Genomic DNA, 17,734 nt, shown 5'->3' with positions numbered 1-17,734 from the left:
TCCTTTCTTTTTATTTTAAAATTTGATCGATTTCGGCTAATTCGTCTTTAGTTAAATCTAAATGTTCAAGTGTCTTTAAATTCTCGTCCAAATGTTCAATACTTGTGGTACCAATAATAACACTTGTTACGACTGGATCCTTTAGAAGCCATGCTAGAGCGAATTGACTCAAAGTTTGTCCACGTTTTTGGGCCAGCTGGTTTAATTCGTTTAACTGAGTTACCAATTTTTCAGTTCCATCAAGTAACAAATTACTATTTGTTCGATGGATTGGGAAGTCATCAGGAATACCACCCAAGTAGCGATCCGAAAGGAGACCTTCGGCCAGCGGTCCATAGGCGATTAAGCCGGCTCCCTCTGCACCCAAGGTATCGATTAGTCCGCTTGTTTCAACGTCACGGTTTAAAATGTTATAACTCATTTGATCCAAAACAAATGGTGTCCCAAGATCTTTAAATAATTGAATCGCTTTCTTTGCTTGAGGAGTTTCATAGTTTGAAATTCCAATATAAAGTGCTTTGCCCTGACGAACGATATCATCCAATGCTCGCACGGTTTCTTCAATCGGAGTTTGATCATCGAAGCGGTGTGCATAATAGATGTCAACATAATCTAATTGGAGACGATTAAGCGAACCATCAATGCTTTGAAAAAGGGCTTTACGTGAAGTTCCAACACCGAAGGGACCATCATGAATTTCATAGCCAGCTTTAGTTGAAATGACAAGCTCGTCGCGGTAAGGTTTTAATTCGGTCTTTAAAACGTGGCCGAGTAAATTTTCAGTACTACCCCAATCGCCGGTGTCATTTCCGTAATGGTTTGCGACATCGAAATGGAAAATTCCACGATCAAAGGCATGTAGGATTACATCTCGACGTGGAAGCAGTGGATCCTTACTACCATAGTGGCGCCAAAGTCCAAGTGAAATTGGTGGCAGAACCAAACCTGATTTACCAGCATGGCGAGTGATTAAATTATTATATCGATTTTCATCGGCTTTATACATATAATCTTCCTTTCAAATACAGCGTATATTTTCAAAATGAATTAAAAAAGCCACAACAAAGCATTCCGTCGCAGCCCTTTTATGGAATTTAGTCAACCAATTTTCCTACTTTAGGTAGTTTTTCTAGTACTCCTAACCCATGGGGAGACTGACGAATTGCTTCAGATTGATCCAATCCAGCTAAATTACCGTGATGTTTTCCACCTTGCCAAGCCGGAATGTCAGTTACATCGTAAACTGTACCGTCAATTGCAACGTATGCTGGATTGCCATCTTGACCGTTAAAATTTTTAAGTTCTTCTTTAGTAAAGTCTTTCATGTTATTCGCTCCTTAATAAATTTGATTTATGGACAACGATATCAACAAATTAACCATAATCTAAATTGAATTCGTTTACAAGCGATATGGAACTAATCTTTTATTTTATTTGAAAAAGAAGATAAATCCCCATCAGCGTTTTGAATGGAGCCGTCAGCGTAAACGTAGAAGGCGTTTCCATTTTGACCTGTGATGTGGAAATAGATTGGTGATGATTTACCAATTGAATCAAAGTTAACCTTCCAATTTTGATTACCATATTTTTGAGTTAACAGGTTAACCGCTTCTTGGCTATTTTGAATTGATTCGGTAGGTAGGGGTTGATTGTGATTCTTTTTTTCAGCGCTAGTTAATTCTTCCCGATTGAGATTGTTAGCTGATTGAGAAGTAGTAGTACTGCTACTTTTAGCGGATGAATTTTCATTTGGAGAACGCTTGACCGTCTGATTTTCTTCAATTCCAGCTGGTGAATCAATTTTCTGGAATTCGCCATTACTATTTTCCTTGGTAAATTTGGCCGTAATTTTAACTTGATCTTTTCCACTGGGGATTAAAGTATAGATATTTTTGCTTTTGTCATCGTTACCAGTTTTAGCTTCTATAACCGTTTTATTTTCAGAAGATTGAGTTACTTCGGCACCACTGATATTTCCACTGTATCCATGAGCGTTAAGAATTTTAACTGCTTCATCTTTACTGATGGTTTTTGTTGATGCTTTTTTGGAGCTAGAGTTTTTGGTGACCTTTTCTGATTTTGACGTTGAACTGGATGAATTCTTCTTATTATTTGTATTTGTACCACAGCTAGCAAGCGTAAGTGGGATAACTGAGAGTAGGAAAAGTGACGTTAGTTTTTTCATAGTGCTTTCCTCCAAAAATCAATTACTATATTTGGCTTTATTTTATCATAGAGATAAGTTAAGTATGTAACCTTTTATTACGTTTAGAAAACGCTTTAATTGAAGTTGTATTATAGATAATAATCCGATATAGTGAGAATTGATAACGGATTGGAGGAATTAAAAGTGAACAACAGAATTTATAACATTGGTCTCGATATCGGGACATCGTCGGTCGGTTTTGCCGTTACAGATGCTCAAGACAAATTGGTTCGAGTGAAGGGGAAAACGGCAATTGGCGTACGTCTTTTTGAAGAAGGACATACCGCAGCTGAACGCCGTGGATTTCGAACAACTCGGCGGAGACTATCACGCCGAAAATGGCGGATTAATTTGTTAAACCAAATTTTTGAGCCATACATATCAGAGATTGATCCAACTTTTTTTGCGCGTTTAAAGAATTCAAGTTTAGCGGGAAAAGATAAAAAATTCGAAGGATCATTATTATTTCCGGATCGAACGGACTATCAGTTTTATAAAGATAACCCAACAATGTATCATTTACGCAAGCACTTAATGGAGAAAGATCGTCAATTTGATCTACGTGAAATTTATTTAGCGATGCATCATATAATTAAATATCGGGGGAATTTTCTGAATACGACCCCAATGAATCATTTTAAAAATGAAGAAATTGACTTTAGTGCACTTTTTTCAAGACTAAACGAATTGTATCAGGAAATTGACGATGAAAATATTTTTGAACTGAACATTGAAAATGTCGATGAAATTAAGAAGATCCTTTTAAATCATGATCTTTTTAAGATGGAAAAACAAAAACAAGTCGCTAAATTACTGAACGTTGATACCGATGATAAACAATTGAAAAAAGAAAATACCGCTTTGGCAAGTAATTTTAGCAAGGCGATTTTGGGATATAAATTTAATTTAGCGTTAGTGACAAAAATTCCTGATCAAGATAAAAAAGAATGGACGATTAGCTTAGGGGATGAAGATTTTGATGATCGCTTGGACAATGTGCCTGTAGCCTTGACTGAAAGCCAACTTGAAGTGGTTGAAGTTTTACATTCAATTTTTAACAGTATCTCATTGAATGAAATTGTTGAAAACGGAGAAACATTATCTTCTGCAATGGTTAGGAAGTATAACGATCACAAGCACGACTTAAAATTGTTGAAGAACGTGATGACCACTTTAGAAGATCGGAAAAAAGCTAAAAAAATTCAAGGAATTTATAATGTCTTTGTTGGTAAAGACACGGACCTTATTTCGGATAAAGATAAGAATAAATATAAGGATAAAGATGAGTTTTATAAAGAAATTCAAAAAAATCTTGATAATTCTAGTGATGCAGAAGAAATTATTAAACGAATTAAACAAGATCAATTTCTTCCAAAACAGCGAACATCTAAAAATGGAGTTATCCCACACCAATTGCATCAACGAGAATTAGATTTGATCATTGAAAACCAAGCAAAATATTATCCTTTTTTAAAGGAAGCAAATCCAAACAAGAAGCGATTAAAGCAGGCAAAATATAAATTAGACGAATTAATCGCGTTTAAAATTCCTTATTATATAGGGCCTACATCGGGTGCTGAAAATTCTGATTTTTCGTGGTTAAAACGAAAAAAAGATGGGCAGATTACTCCTTGGAACTTTGACGAAAAGGTTGACCGCATCGAGTCCGCAAACCGATTTATCCGACGCATGACTACCAAAGATACATACTTATTAGCTGAGGATGTTTTACCACTTGAAAGCCTAATTTACGAAAAATATAGTGTTTTAAACGAATTAAACAACGTTCGGATCAACAGACAGAAGTTGAGCGTTAATGATAAACAAGATATTTATAATGAACTGTTTAAGAATAGTAAAACGGTCACCCTAAAACAGTTACAAAAATATTTTGAAGTAACCAAGAAGTTAAAAACGGTGGTAGTAGAGGGATTGGCCGATCCTAAAAAATTTCTTTCAAATTTAGGAACGTATCATGATTTTAAACTAATATTTGGTGACATCGTTGATGATCCAGAATATCAAACGGATCTTGAAAACATTATCGAATGGTCGACGATCTTTGAAGACCGTGGAATTTTTAATAGCAAATTAAACGAAATTACTTGGCTTACTGATGAGCAAAGAAAAAAAGTTTTATCTAAACGTTATCAAGGGTGGGGTCGATTCTCTAAAAAGCTGTTAGTTGGGTTAAAGAATTCGCAAGGAAACTCAATTTTAGACGAGCTTTGGAATACGAACCTTAATTTCATGCAGCTACAGAGTCAAGACGATTTTGCCGAATTAATTCATGCAGAAAATGCAAAACAATTTAAAGCAAACGATCCCGATAATCCTTGGAATGGAATTGATGCCATTTTAAACGACGCCTATACTTCACCACAGAATAAAAAAGCAATCCGACAAGTTGTGAAGGTTGTTCAGGATATCGAAAAGGCAATGGGAAACAAACCTCAGAAAATTGCAATTGAATTTACACGCTCGGCTGATAAAAATCCTCGAAGAACGGATAGTCGAATTAAGCGGCTGTCTGATATATATAAAGAGGCGGCCGAGAAAGTTGTCGGTGAATCTTTAAAGTTAGAGTTAAATGAATATTTAACTTCTAAGAAAAAAATGACGGATAAAATGTATCTTTATTTTACTCAGTTGGGAACGGATATTTATACGGGAAAGAAGATTGACATTGATCAGTTAAATAATTACGATATCGACCATGTTTTGCCACAGTCATTTTTAAAAGATGACTCCTTGGACAATCGAGTCTTAACAAACAGAAGTGATAATAGTGAGAAGAGCGATACAGTTCCGCTGCATAAATTTGGCGCAAAGATGGGTAATTTTTGGCGGCAACTTGCTGATGAAGGATTGATTACCAAACGAAAGTACAAGAACTTGACTACCGACCCAGCCACAATTGATAAATACACAATACAAGGGTTTATCAGGCGTCAATTGGTGGAAACAAGCCAAGTTATTAAGCTGACCGCGAATATTCTGGGAGGATTATATCCAGAAGAAACAGAAATTTTAGAAATACCTGCCAAACTAAACCACCAGTTCCGGGATATGTTTGATTTAGTGAAGGTGCGGGAAGTAAATGATTACCATCATGCTTTTGATGCTTATATAACAGTATTTGTCGGAAATTTTCTTTACAGAAGATATCCTAAATTAAGGTCGTACTTTGTATATGGTGACTTTAAAAAATTAAATAAAACCGATGACGATATTCGAAAGTTTAATTTTTTGAATTTATTTAATAAAGATAAAGTTGAGGATAATGAAACGGACGAAATCCTTTGGTCTAAAGCGGAATCGATAAGGGACATTAAGAACATTTATAATTACAAGTTTATGTTAGTTTCGAGGGAAGTTTACACTAGGCACGGGGCAATGTTCAATCAGACAATCTATCCCGCCTCGAAAAATGATTCAAAAAAATTAATTCCAATTAAAAAGGGCAAGGATACTGCAATTTATGGCGGATACAGTGGAAATACTGACGCCTATATGGCAATCGTTGCTGTTGAAGACAAAAAGGGCGAGAAATTCAAAGTGGTCGGCGTTCCGACACGGGCGGTTAGCCGATTAGAACAATTAGCAGCCGATGATCACGATCAGTATCTTACGGCACTCCATGATGTGTTGAAGCCAAATTTCACGAAGATTAAAACAAATCGAAAAACTAAAGCGAAGGAAGAAGTGACAACACCATTCCGAATTTTAGTTGGAAAAGTTGGTTATCGTCAATTAATTCAAGATGGTCAGGTAAAAATGATGCTGGGAAGCTCAGCTTATAAATATAATGCTAAACAATTGGTGCTTTCGGAAAAATCTTTAAAAGTTATTAAAAACAATAAAAAGTATAATCCTGATGATGAAAATCAAGATTTAATTGATGTTTACGATGAGATATTGGGAGTGGTTAATCGAGCGTTTAATTTATATGACACGAACGGCTTTAGAAAGAAATTGAATGATAATAGAGTGAAGTTTGTTGAATTACCAATCAATAATATATTTGATGGTACAAAATTAGTTCAAATGGGTAAAAGAGCGGTTTTGACGCAAATTTTAAATGGCTTACACGCAAATGCGGCGCTTGGTGATCTGAAGGCTTTGGGTATCTCAACGCCGTTTGGAAAGATGCAGAGCAAAAGTGGTATTCCATTATCGATGGACGCTTCTTTGGTTTATCAATCACCAACTGGACTTTTTGAAAGAAAACTAAATTTAAGCGATCTTTAATGAGAGCACAAAAAGAGGAACTTCCATTAAGGAACGTTCCTCTTTTCTTTATGTACGCGCCTATAAAGACGACAAATGTGTAAACTCCGCACCGAAGTGCATTGCTTGATTTCAAATTAGGATGTTAAAGAAGTAAATTCAATTGTTGGGAGCTACCCAACACCTTAAATATAAGGTAAATATGTTTAGAATGCAAGGAGGAATTTTTAGTATGGGATGGAGATCAGTTATTATTACGCAACACGCAAAGCTCTCATATTCGGCAAGAGCGATGATTGTTCAAACTAACGATGGGGTTAATCAGATCCCAATTGATGATATTAATTTGTTGTTAATTTCAACAACACAAGCTGTAATTACAACCGCATTGGTTAGTGAACTGATAAAGCAGAATATTAAAATTATATTTACGGACGAGAATAAGGCACCAGTCGGCGAGGTGTATACATACTATCCGTCTAATCGAAATGAATTAATTTTAAGGGAACAGTTGAATTGGAATCCAGAATTACAAAATATTTTATGGACCAAAATTGTCGGGAGTAAAATAATAAATCAAATTAATGTTTTAAAAATAATGGGTTGTGAAACGGATGAGTTAGAGCGTGAACTAGCAAAATTGGAATTAAATGACGCTACAAATCGTGAAGCCGTCATTGCGAGAAAATATTTTCCGGATTTATTTGAAAATGGCTTCGTTAGAAGAGATGGATCGGTTATTAATGCTGCATTAAACTATGGATACACGATTTTATTATCTGCGGTTAACCAAGAAGTCGTTGCAAATGGATACACCACGTACTTGGGTATTCATCATTCAAGTAATGAAAATCAGTTTAATTTGTCGTCGGATTTAATGGAACCATTTCGGCCAATTGTTGATTTCTGGGTAGCAAATCAGAAATTTAATCAATTTACGCCGGACATTAAATATGGCTTAGTCGAACTATTAAGTTTAGAAATTCAATTTAATGGTAAAAGAACGATTCTTAGGAATGCAATTACGGAACACGTCCGAAATTGCTTGAAATATGTTTCCGGGAAAATTAAAGAAGTTAAAATTGGGGTGGAAATAATAAATGAGGTACCGAATAATGCGATTAATGATAATGTTTGATTTACCAGTCGAGACGGTTAAGCAAAGGCGCCAGTATCGAATTTTTAGAAAAAAACTTATTAACGAAGGTTTTTTAATGATTCAGTATTCAGTTTACGTTCGTGTTTGTGTTACACAAAAATCGGCTAAATACATGGAAAATAGAGTTAAAACATTTTTACCCGATAATGGGACGGTTCAGGCGCTGATGTTAACGGAAAAGCAATATAATGACATGCATTTTTTAGTTGGAGAAAAAGTTGAAGATGTCAGAAACACCTCAGATCGGACCGTAATATTATGAAAATTTCTTATAAAACACATATCCCTTTCCAGGTTGATAATCAAAAAATTACCGTTGTTGGGACGAATAGTCCAATTGTTTATACAGATTTGGTTAACGGATTTCAGGATAAAAACGAGTGTATTGAAATTGTCGATGACCAATATAATCAAATTGAAGTTGGAAAGATCACCGATTGGATTGGTGATGTTGGTGACGGAACTTTAGTTGCTCAAAAATACCTATCAAAGGTTGAAAAGTTATATAGTGATTCGTTAGTTGACGAAAATCGTAACAAAATTCATGATCAGATGAATGAACTTTTTAATACGGTTTCTGAACAATTATTTATGCTAGATCTACCTATCAGCATTGATTACGATTTTGAAATCAAACGGCTTTTAAAATTTTGTAATATTCGTTTTGATCCAGTATTGACAAATAATCCCTATGGTATAATTGAGTCGGTTCTAAAGATTCATGAAGAATGTGATATTAAATCTTGCGTGGTGTTAACGAATGTAGCTCATTATTTAACGCCATCGCAGTATTTAGATTTAATTGAACTAGTTAAACAAACTAATCAATCATTAGTTTTAATTGAATTCACAGAAATAGGATGTCAGGAGTTCTATAAAAATAGTGAATTTTACTATATTGACGCCGATTTCGTTGACTGGCATCTGTAACCGATTATATTTTCATTAGAAATAAACGGTTTCAGAGGGATGTTAAAGAAGTAGGTTCAATATCGTAGTGTGCTGATGTATTGGCAGGCGCACCGTTTCAGAGGGATGTTAAAGAAGTAGGTTCAATATCTGAAAGCTAAGTCGATTACAGCCGATAAGCGTTTCAGAGGGATGTTAAAGAAGTAGGTTCAATATCGAAACATTGATAATATCGAGCATTTAACAGGTTTCAGAGGGATGTTAAAGAAGTAGGTTCAATATCGTGCCAATCATCTGTTTAACTAGATAATCAGTTTCAGAGGGATGTTAAAGAAGTAGGTTCAATATCCGACTGATAAGGTTGATTTAAGTAGTGGTAGTTTCAGAGGGATGTTAAAGAAGTAGGTTCAATATCAAACAAATCTTATCCATGGAATCCGATCGTGTTTCAGAGGGATGTTAAAGAAGTAGGTTCAATATCGTTAGCACAAGCCGGTTATATCGTTTTTAGAGTTTCAGAGGGATGTTAAAGAAGTAGGTTCAATATCATATAATCATGACAACTACAACCAACTATAGTTTCAGAGGGATGTTAAAGAAGTAGGTTCAATATCGGACCGGCTAGTAATATGGGGTCTGCATTTGTTTCAGAGGGATGTTAAAGAAGTAGGTTCAATATCCGCTTTGGAGTGAGGTTACCGATGAGGGCAGTTTCAGAGGGATGTTAAAGAAGTAGGTTCAATATCACTAGTCATGCCTAACATATCAATTGCCCAGTTTCAGAGGGATGTTAAAGAAGTAGGTTCAATATCCAATCTTATCACGTTCAGCTTTTGGTGTTTGTTTCAGAGGGATGTTAAAGAAGTAGGTTCAATATCTTTTGATGTTGTCAGGTATCCTACTATATCGTTTCAGAGGGATGTTAAAGAAGTAGGTTCAATATCCGATTTAATGGGATATAAACCTGAAAATGGGTTTCAGAGGGATGTTAAAGAAGTAGGTTCAATATCCAATTCCAATTGATTTACCAAGGTACAGCCGTTTCAGAGGGATGTTAAAGAAGTAGGTTCAATATCGTGATGATGAGATTCAAGGATTGATGCGAAGTTTCAGAGGGATGTTAAAGAAGTAGGTTCAATATCTGTCGTAACTAAAACTCATAACTCCTTTATGTTTCAGAGGGATGTTAAAGAAGTAGGTTCAATATCCGCAACTCGAAGACCCATTTTTTCACCCAGGTTTCAGAGGGATGTTAAAGAAGTAGGTTCAATATCGGCATCACGTTACGTTAATTTGGAAACAGTGTTTCAGAGGGATGTTAAAGAAGTAGGTTCAATATCCATTCAAACATAAAATCAATCACGATATCCGTTTCAGAGGGATGTTAAAGAAGTAGGTTCAATATCATATCCTTCCTCTTCATCGCCCTCGAAATCGTTTCAGAGGGATGTTAAAGAAGTAGGTTCAATATCAAATAGCGGATGCATTGGATGTGAGCATGGGTTTCAGAGGGATGTTAAAGAAGTAGGTTCAATATCTTCCAGTAGTAACCGCCAAAACAGCGTCAGGTTTCAGAGGGATGTTAAAGAAGTAGGTTCAATATCCATTCCAATCGTGGCATTATCTCAATTGTTGTTTCAGAGGGATGTTAAAGAAGTAGGTTCAATATCTCCACATACATCCTAGCTGTGTGCACACGAGTTTCAGAGGGATGTTAAAGAAGTAGGTTCAATATCAGAAGTGTTTTCGAAGGAATTCCGATTAAAGTTTCAGAGGGATGTTAAAGAAGTAGGTTCAATATCAACTATTACTCAATGCGATTGCTAATGGATGTTTCAGGAGGATGTTAAAGAAGTAGGTTCAACATCGCATACTAAAATCAATATGTTACGTTATACTTTTCAGAAGAATGTTAAAGAAATAAATTCAATACTAATGACGGAGTAGCTACCGTTTTGCTTTAAAATAATTAAAAGTAGGATTGTACCCTAAACAACGTTACCGAATAAGTATGAAAGTCAACGTCTTTTGGTATATAGTCCTGTAAATAAAAAGGCCCTCACCAAGGTCTATCTCAGAAGTTAATTTTTCACTTTAACTTTTGCGGTAGACCTCAGTGGGGGTCTTTATTTGATTAAATTTAATATCCAGTCAACCCTTGTGTTTGGGTTCCTTGTGTTGGGGTAGTTTGTTGTGGTGCCGTGTAACCACCGCCAGTACCGGTAGTGGTATTAGTACCAGCGGAAGATCCATACTGGTTAGCGGTGCCCGATGATGATTCTGAACCATTTGTGGTGGCATCATCGTCAACTTCACCTGTAACTAAACTACTTAAGCCGGTTGTTCCAGTGGTTTTTTTGCTGAGTTCCAAAGCGCTTCTGATAAAGTTCGTGACACGTTGACGCTCGGATTTAGGAACAACTTCGTAGGCACCACCATTAATCATCTCACCATTTCCTTGAAGATGAGTGGATTTTAGATGATGGGTAGCCACCCTGTAGTTGGTCGATAAAGTTAATAATTCATTAAACGTTAAATCGGTTTTAGTTTGTTTTTGAAGCGACTTCAAAAAGTCTTTATTTAAAAGGGCGGTGATCGAATCACTCTTTCGTAAAATTGCCATTAGCACTTGTCGTTGGCGAGTCTGGCGACCGTAGTCACCTTTAGGATCGTCATAGCGCATTCGTGAATAATCAAGTGCTGCTTTTCCAGCCAAATGGATTTTCTTACCCTTTTTGACGTTCGCATTGCCGTACTTAAAGGTTAGGGTCGGGGTAATGTCGATTCCGCCAACGCCGTCCACAATTTTTTCAAGGCCACCCATGTTAATTAATCCGTAATAATCAATTGGAATATTTAGTAGTTTTTCAACCGACTTTATCGCGGTTCCAGCGCCACCAAAATCGTAAGCAGAATTAATTTTAGAGGGGGAGTAATTGGAGTAACCTGGAATCGACATGGCAGTATCACGTGGGATACTTGTTAAAGTCATTTTTTTCTTTTTAGGATTCAAGGTTGCGACAATGATGGTGTCCGTTCGTCCCCGATAGTTACGGCCAAGGGCTCCAGTATCAGTTCCAAGCAGTAAGATTGAAATTGGCTTACTCTTCTTTAGAGCCACTGAGACATCTCGTGCTTTTTGAATTTTAGCACTATCGAAGATTGAATCGACCGCATTTTTAGCATCGTACCATTTTTTCACACCCAAAATGGTTAACAAAACGACCACAACGGTAAGAATAATTGCTATTAGCCTTTTTCTGGATTTATTTTGCCGAGGCGGACGATTGCTTCCTCGTCTTTGTTTGTTATTGTTAACGCCATCGACTTTATTTTCAGATGGGTTGTTAAACCGATTTCCACTGAATCGGTTCCCTCTAGATCTGCGAGAGTCAGAATCCATGCAATTTTCCTCCGAGTTATACTAAAAAATTCAATTATTAATATAATACCAATATTAAAGTTAATTTATTACCCTATTAACAAAAGTTTAATAATTAATAATAGAATGTGGCGTATTTAGGATAGTTCCTGCAGCCAATCGATTGCCATTTTAGACCATTCTGAAATACGAGCGTCAGCGTGACGTTCATCATAAGCCGTTGTTTCATCAGCAAGTGCCATACCATGTGGGCCGTGCTGGAATAGGTGAAGTTCTGATGGAACCTTTTTGGACTGAAGTGCAAGAAAATAATGTACTGAATTAGCTGATGAAACGAGACTGTCATCGGCGGTGGCCCAAATAAATGTCGGAGCGTTGTCGCTAGTGACATGCTGGTCGGCGGCGATCATTTGAGGATTGTCTGACCATGTTGATAAGGTGTCTGCATCAGGGAATCCATCTTCTGGAGTGATAACTGGAAATCCAAGGATGGTAGCGAAAGGTTGCAGAAGATCAGACTTAATGCCGGTTTTTTCCGTAAGCCAGTCAGATTTCCAACTGTTGTTAAAATTGCTAACGATGTGTCCACCAACGGAAAAGCCCATGAGAATCACTTTTTTAGAATCGATTTGCCAATTTTCAGAATTTTGGCGCGTGGTATTAATTGCTTCTGCCAATTCAATTAGTGGGGCAGGGAATAATGGGGAAACTTCGTCCACAAATGAATAACGTAAAATTGAAAATTGAAAACCGTATGATAGAAAACGGAGCGCAATTTTTTCGGATTGCTTAAAATCAATATGAGTGTATGATCCGCCCGGAACAAATATAATTGACGGACTTTTACTGTCTGTTAGACTGGGATCAACGTATGAAATTAATTCAGCTTTTGAGGTAGAATTAGTTTGATTGAGTTTATTCTTAAATATTTGCACAATAGACATCCTTTCTAAAACGTTTGATTTTTATGTGGTTAGGATACGACCAATATATATTTTAATCTTTTTATGAATATTAACAAAAGAAAATGCGGGTAAATGCGTTATGAAATTTAAATTAAGATACTTTTTAGAAAAAGATTTTAAAGACTATCAACGCTTAATCGGTGATCCTGAAATTGCTGAGCCATCGGGAATGAAGATTCTTGAAAATCCATTTGAGCAATGGATGGCTTTTAAGGGAATGTTAGGGCGACAAGGGTTCTTAGCGATTGCTGATGAAGATGACCACGTGATTGGTGGTATTTTTTTCTTCGATCAACAGGAGATTAACCACTATGAACTTGGATACTTATTAAAAAAGAATTATTGGAATCAAGGAATCATGTCAAAAGCTGTTTATTTTGCAATAAAAAATTTTGAAAAACAAAAAACGGGAACTTTAAGACTTTCGGCCAGTGTTTTTGAAGAAAACGTGGCTTCTAGTCGAGTCTTGGAAAAGAATTCGTTTCAAAAATCTTCCAGAAAGACGACTAGCGTTTCAGGATATAACGGACAGCTAAAATCTGAAATTCGATACGAAATGATTATAAAGGGACTTGAATAATAGTTTAAATTTGCTATAATTTGAGTCACATCGAAAGAAGAGGTTGCCTCAATTATGATTAGGTTCGGTTAGATGACTAAGCATCAATGATCCGAATTAAAAGGAAGCGAGGCCGAAATGATTACATGCTTATTCATGTATGATTTGGGCCCTGGTTGAATAAACTAGGGACTGTCGCAATGGAAATTGCGGAGCGCTATCTACGATTTGACTAATGATCTTAAACAGTCTTTTTGTGCGTAGGGATGCTCACAAAGAGACTTTTTATTTTGTTTTTAAAAATCAACGGCGCCTCTTTATAATTTTATAGGAGGTTCTCGCATGGCAGAACAAAGTAGTAACCAAGGTGGCGGACAGGTACAACGAGCTTTAAAGACTCGGCATATCTCGATGATTTCTCTTGGAGGTAGTATTGGAACAGGATTATTTGTAGCAAGTGGTTCAGCAATTTCAACCGCTGGACCCGGTGGAGCTTTGATTGCCTATGTTGGAATGGGGATTATGGTCTATTTCTTAATGACCAGTTTGGGCGAAATGGCAACTTATATGCCAGTCTCAGGATCTTTTGCAACATATTCAACTAAGTATGTTGATCCAGCATTTGGATTTGCAATGGGATGGAATTATTGGTTTAACTGGGCGATTACAGTTGCAGTTGATATTAGTACCATTGCGTTGATAATGAAATTTTGGCTTCCGAACGTCCCAGGGTGGATATGGAGTTTACTAGCCCTGGTACTGGTTTTCTTAGTCAATGCCCTAACTGTTAAGGCGTTTGGCGAGACGGAATATTGGATTGCTTTAATTAAAGTCGTTACGGTAATTGTTTTTCTTGCGGTTGGAGTTTTAACAATTGTAGGAATTATGGGCGGCAAGGCAACCTTCTTGGAGAACTTTGTCTATAAAAAAGCGCCATTTGTCGGTGGAATTCCCGCAATTTTAAGCGTCTTTGTTGTTGCCGGTTTTTCATTCCAAGGTACTGAATTAATTGGAATTACCGCTGGTGAATCTGAAGATCCTGAAAAAAGCGTTCCAAAGGCAATCAGTCAGGTGTTCTGGCGCATACTATTGTTCTATATCTTAGCTATCTTTGTTATTGCATGTATTATTCCATATACGAGTCCAGATCTTTTAGGCTCATCAGCTAGTGATGTTTCCATTAGTCCGTTTACATTGGTTTTCCGGCGTGCTGGTTTGGCGGGTGCGGCTGGAGTAATGAATGCGGTCATTCTAACTTCGGTGCTTTCATCCGCAAATTCAGGGATGTACGCATCAACTCGGATGCTATTCGCACTTTCTAAAGATGGCTACGCTTCAAAGATTTTTGGAAAGACTTCCAAGCGTGGAATCCCATACTTTGCATTATTAGGTACTACCGTCGTTGGACTTTTGACATTTATTTCAAGTATTATGGGACCTAAAATTTACATGTGGTTGGTTGCGGCCAGTGGATTAACAGGCTTTGTTGCTTGGGTCGGAATTGCGGTCGCACATTGGCGCTTTAGACGTGCATTTGTTAAGCAAGGACATGATCTATCAGAGCTTAAATATCGGGCAAAATGGTTCCCATTTGGACCAATCTTTGCCTTTGCCCTCAGTATTTTGGTAATTATTGGACAAGATTTAAAGTCCTTAGCAAACCTTGATTGGCAGGCAATTGGAATTACTTATATGGCAATTCCATTGTTTATCGTCTTGTACAGTTACTATAAGATTAAGTACAGAACAAAATTGATCCCGCTGGATGAGATTGATTTGAGTCGTCCAGATATCACGAAAGAATAATTTTTTCAAGATATTGTTTTGCATTCGTTTGGTGGTACAATATGTAGTGCTAAAAAACGAAAAAAGAGGTATTCCAAATGATTGCTTTATCAGGTCCTATCGGTGCAGGAAAGACGACGCTTACAGAATTACTAACAGATCACTGGCATAGTGATGCTTATTATGAGTCGGTTGATGACAATAAGATTTTGCCGCTATTTTACAAAGATCCAAAGCGGTATGCCTTTTTATTGCAAATTTATTTTTTGAATAAAAGAATGGATAGCATTAAAATGGCCAACAGTGAATTGGAAAGCGTGATGGATCGCTCGATTTACGAGGATTCACTTTTATTCCATTTGAATGCTGATTTAGGACGGGCAACCAATACTGAGGTAGATATTTATGATTCACTCCTTAGTAACATGATGCAGGAATTACCACGACTGTCATATAAAAAGAATCCAGATCTTTTGGTGCATATTGATATCTCGTTTGATACGATGCTTAAAAGAATTAAAAAACGTGGTCGTTCCTTTGAACAGATTGAAAACGATCCGTCACTATACGATTACTATAAGGAATTAAATCACCGTTATGTTGCTTGGTTTGATAACTACAATCAAAGTGCCAAAATTAAAATTGACGGAGATCGATATGATTTTGTCGAGGATCCTTCCGCACGAGAAAAAGTAATTAAACTAATTGATGAAAAGATCGCAACAATCTAATTGATATCTTCAGACTTTTTTTGTAGAATGAGGGTATAAGTTAATAGCAAGTAAAAAAGACGTTTTAAGTAGGTTTTCAGAGAGATCCAAGCTGGTGGGATGGATTAACCGAAATTCCGGCGTCAGTTAAATTAAGGTGGGTAATGCCACACGGTGATTCCGTTATCATCGTCTTTAAGTGCACCAGCGATGGTGAACTTGGGTGGTACCGCGAAAAGAGCCTCTTCGTCCCAATGTGGATGGAGGCTCTTTTTTTAATTTTAAGGAGGAAAAATTATGCTAGATTTAAAGATGATTCGCAACAATGCTGACGAAGTTAAGGAAAAGCTAGCAACGAGAGGCGTTAAGCCTGAGACAATCGATGAACTTTTGGCTCAGGACAATGAACGACGTAATTTAATTGTTAAAAGTGAAAATTTAAAGAAGACGCGGAATGAAGTTTCCGATCAAATTTCACAGTTGAAGCGCAATAAAGAGGATGCCAACGATAAGATTCAAGAAATGCGTAAAGTAAGTCAAGACATTAAAGAACTTGATGAACAATTGCAAAAGGCAGCTACACTTGTTGAAAATCTGGCGGCACATCTTCCAAACCTACCACATCCAGACGTACCAGTTAGTTTAACCGAAGAGGGCAGCGTCGAATTACGTAAAAATGGCACACCTCGTCAGTTTGACTTTGAGCCTAAAGCACACTGGGAAATTGGAGAAAAATTAGGGATTTTAGACTTTGAACGGGCGGCAAAGGTATCTGGTAGTCGATTCGTGTACTACGTTGGAGATGGAGCACGTCTTGAAAGAGCCGTTTACAATTTCTTTTTAGATCAAAATAATGCCGCAGGATTTACCGAAGAAATTACTCCTTATATGGTAAATGATGAATCAATGTTCGGTACGGGTCAATTCCCTAAGTTTAAGGAAACACACGCGGGCTATGAAATTAAGGACGAAGAATTGACTCTAATTCCAACGGCAGAAGTTCCTCTTGTTAATTTCTATCGAGATGAGATTTTGGATGAAAAACAATTGCCAATCAACGTAACGGCTTTGTCACCAGCATTTCGTTCTGAAGCCGGAAGTGCTGGCCGTGATACGCGTGGATTAATTCGAATGCATCAATTCAATAAGGTTGAAATGGTTAAAGTTGCGAAACCAGAAGAGTCATGGAATGAATTGGAGAAATTAACACGACACGCTGAAACCTTACTCCAAAAACTTAACCTTCCATACAGGGTGATCACTCTAACAACAAGTGATATGAGCTTTACTGCAGCGATGACGCATGATCTTGAAGTGTGGATTCCCGCACAGGATAAGTATCGCGAAATTTCAAGCTGTTCAAATTGTACTGATTTCCAGGCGCGTAGGGCGCACATTCGTTATCGAGACGAGGATGGTAAGTTACAATATGTCCATACATTGAATGGATCTGGTTTGGCAGTTGGCCGAACGGTAGCAGCAATCCTTGAAAATTATCAAAATGAAGACGGCACGGTTAACGTACCGGAAGCTTTGATTCCATATATGCAAGGAACAACAATCATTAAATAGTAAGTATATTTTTAATTTTAAAAGATGATTTATATTGGCCGTAGTCAATGTAAGTCATCTTTTTTAATAGGTGCTGTCACGTTCGAATAGATAGAATAGGTAAGCCAAATGAGGATGATTGATACCATTTCAGAGTGTTTTTGCAACTAAATAAGAAAAAATAAAACTTTTTTTGAAAAAGCGTTGACAGATTGTGGAATAATCCGTATTATATATAAATGTGTTCACGAGGTTTTGGAGGATTAGCTCAGTTGGGA

At 36.9% G+C, this 17,734-nt stretch carries 13 protein-coding genes, 1 CRISPR repeat array and 1 riboswitch; of the genes, 8 read left to right on the top strand and 5 right to left on the bottom strand.

The genetic code is table 11. The annotated features are described in order from the left end of the window. Nucleotides 1-10: 10 nt before the first annotated feature. From IV81_RS08010 to IV81_RS08000, 3 genes are all read right to left on the bottom strand, one after another. Entirely contained in the window at nt 11-1,006 is a 996-nt protein-coding gene (locus IV81_RS08010; RefSeq protein ID WP_057804044.1) for an aldo/keto reductase, read from the bottom strand. An 88-nt stretch (nt 1,007-1,094) separates the two neighbouring features. Then, nucleotides 1,095-1,325: a cytochrome b5 domain-containing protein gene (locus IV81_RS08005; RefSeq protein WP_057804042.1), complete on the bottom strand. Its 231-nt coding sequence runs from the start codon at nt 1,323-1,325 to the stop codon at nt 1,095-1,097. Nucleotides 1,326-1,417: 92 nt separating this feature from the next. After that, nucleotides 1,418-2,185, bottom strand: coding sequence for a hypothetical protein (locus IV81_RS08000; RefSeq protein ID WP_057804040.1), 768 nt, complete (start codon nt 2,183-2,185; stop codon nt 1,418-1,420). Between the two features lie 165 nt (nt 2,186-2,350). On the opposite strand from IV81_RS08000, the gene cas9 reads away from it, so the two are divergent. From cas9 to csn2, 4 genes are all read left to right on the top strand, one after another. Further along, nucleotides 2,351-6,457, top strand: coding sequence for a type II CRISPR RNA-guided endonuclease Cas9 (gene cas9, locus IV81_RS07995; protein ID WP_083484705.1), 4,107 nt, complete (start codon nt 2,351-2,353; stop codon nt 6,455-6,457). 211 nt (nt 6,458-6,668) lie between these two features. Beyond that, nucleotides 6,669-7,574 (top strand): type II CRISPR-associated endonuclease Cas1, encoded by a 906-nt coding sequence (gene cas1, locus IV81_RS07990; RefSeq protein WP_057804037.1) that lies wholly within the window; start codon nt 6,669-6,671, stop codon nt 7,572-7,574. After that, the gene (cas2, locus tag IV81_RS07985) at nt 7,552-7,857 is read left to right on the top strand and encodes a CRISPR-associated endonuclease Cas2 (RefSeq protein WP_057804035.1); all 306 of its coding nucleotides are present in this window, start codon (nt 7,552-7,554) and stop codon (nt 7,855-7,857) included. The genes cas1 and cas2 overlap by 23 nt, the downstream gene beginning before the upstream one ends. Further along, entirely contained in the window at nt 7,854-8,525 is a 672-nt protein-coding gene (gene csn2 / locus IV81_RS07980) for a type II-A CRISPR-associated protein Csn2 (RefSeq protein ID WP_057804034.1), read from the top strand. Before cas2 ends, csn2 begins: the two co-directional genes overlap by 4 nt. A 28-nt stretch (nt 8,526-8,553) precedes the next feature. Beyond that, nucleotides 8,554-10,372: direct repeats of the CRISPR family, unit length 36 nt; unit sequence GTTTCAGAGGGATGTTAAAGAAGTAGGTTCAATATC. Between the two features lie 272 nt (nt 10,373-10,644). Here csn2 and IV81_RS07975 read toward each other — a convergent pair. Continuing rightward, nucleotides 10,645-11,907, bottom strand: coding sequence for an LCP family glycopolymer transferase (locus tag IV81_RS07975; protein WP_083484704.1), 1,263 nt, complete (start codon nt 11,905-11,907; stop codon nt 10,645-10,647). A 116-nt stretch (nt 11,908-12,023) separates the two neighbouring features. Then, nucleotides 12,024-12,830, bottom strand: a complete 807-nt coding sequence (locus IV81_RS07970; protein ID WP_236696854.1) for a lp_1002 family arylesterase — start codon at nt 12,828-12,830, stop codon at nt 12,024-12,026. A gap of 100 nt (nt 12,831-12,930) precedes the next feature. Between IV81_RS07970 and IV81_RS07965 the strand changes: the two genes are divergently transcribed. The 4 genes from IV81_RS07965 (at nt 12,931) to serS (ending at nt 17,477) form a co-directional block, all read left to right on the top strand. Next, nucleotides 12,931-13,431: a GNAT family N-acetyltransferase gene (locus IV81_RS07965; RefSeq protein WP_057804029.1), complete on the top strand. Its 501-nt coding sequence runs from the start codon at nt 12,931-12,933 to the stop codon at nt 13,429-13,431. A gap of 29 nt (nt 13,432-13,460) precedes the next feature. Continuing rightward, nucleotides 13,461-13,638: riboswitch (Lysine riboswitch) on the top strand. Nucleotides 13,639-13,752: 114 nt separating this feature from the next. Then, nucleotides 13,753-15,216 carry an amino acid permease gene (locus IV81_RS07960; RefSeq protein WP_057804027.1) on the top strand — a complete coding sequence of 488 codons (1,464 nt, stop codon included), beginning with the start codon at nt 13,753-13,755 and terminating at the stop codon, nt 15,214-15,216. 77 nt (nt 15,217-15,293) lie between these two features. After that, nucleotides 15,294-15,926: a deoxynucleoside kinase gene (locus IV81_RS07955; protein ID WP_057804024.1), complete on the top strand. Its 633-nt coding sequence runs from the start codon at nt 15,294-15,296 to the stop codon at nt 15,924-15,926. Between the two features lie 276 nt (nt 15,927-16,202). Beyond that, entirely contained in the window at nt 16,203-17,477 is a 1,275-nt protein-coding gene (gene serS, locus IV81_RS07950; RefSeq protein WP_057804021.1) for a serine--tRNA ligase, read from the top strand. Nucleotides 17,478-17,734: the final 257 nt, after the last annotated feature.

Origin of the sequence: Pediococcus stilesii (genome assembly GCF_001437075.1) — a bacterium.
GTDB classification, from domain to species: Bacteria; Bacillota; Bacilli; order Lactobacillales; family Lactobacillaceae; genus Pediococcus; species Pediococcus stilesii.
The sequence above is the reverse complement of the archived record's forward strand: the minus strand, read 5'-3'. Positions and strand labels throughout refer to the sequence as shown.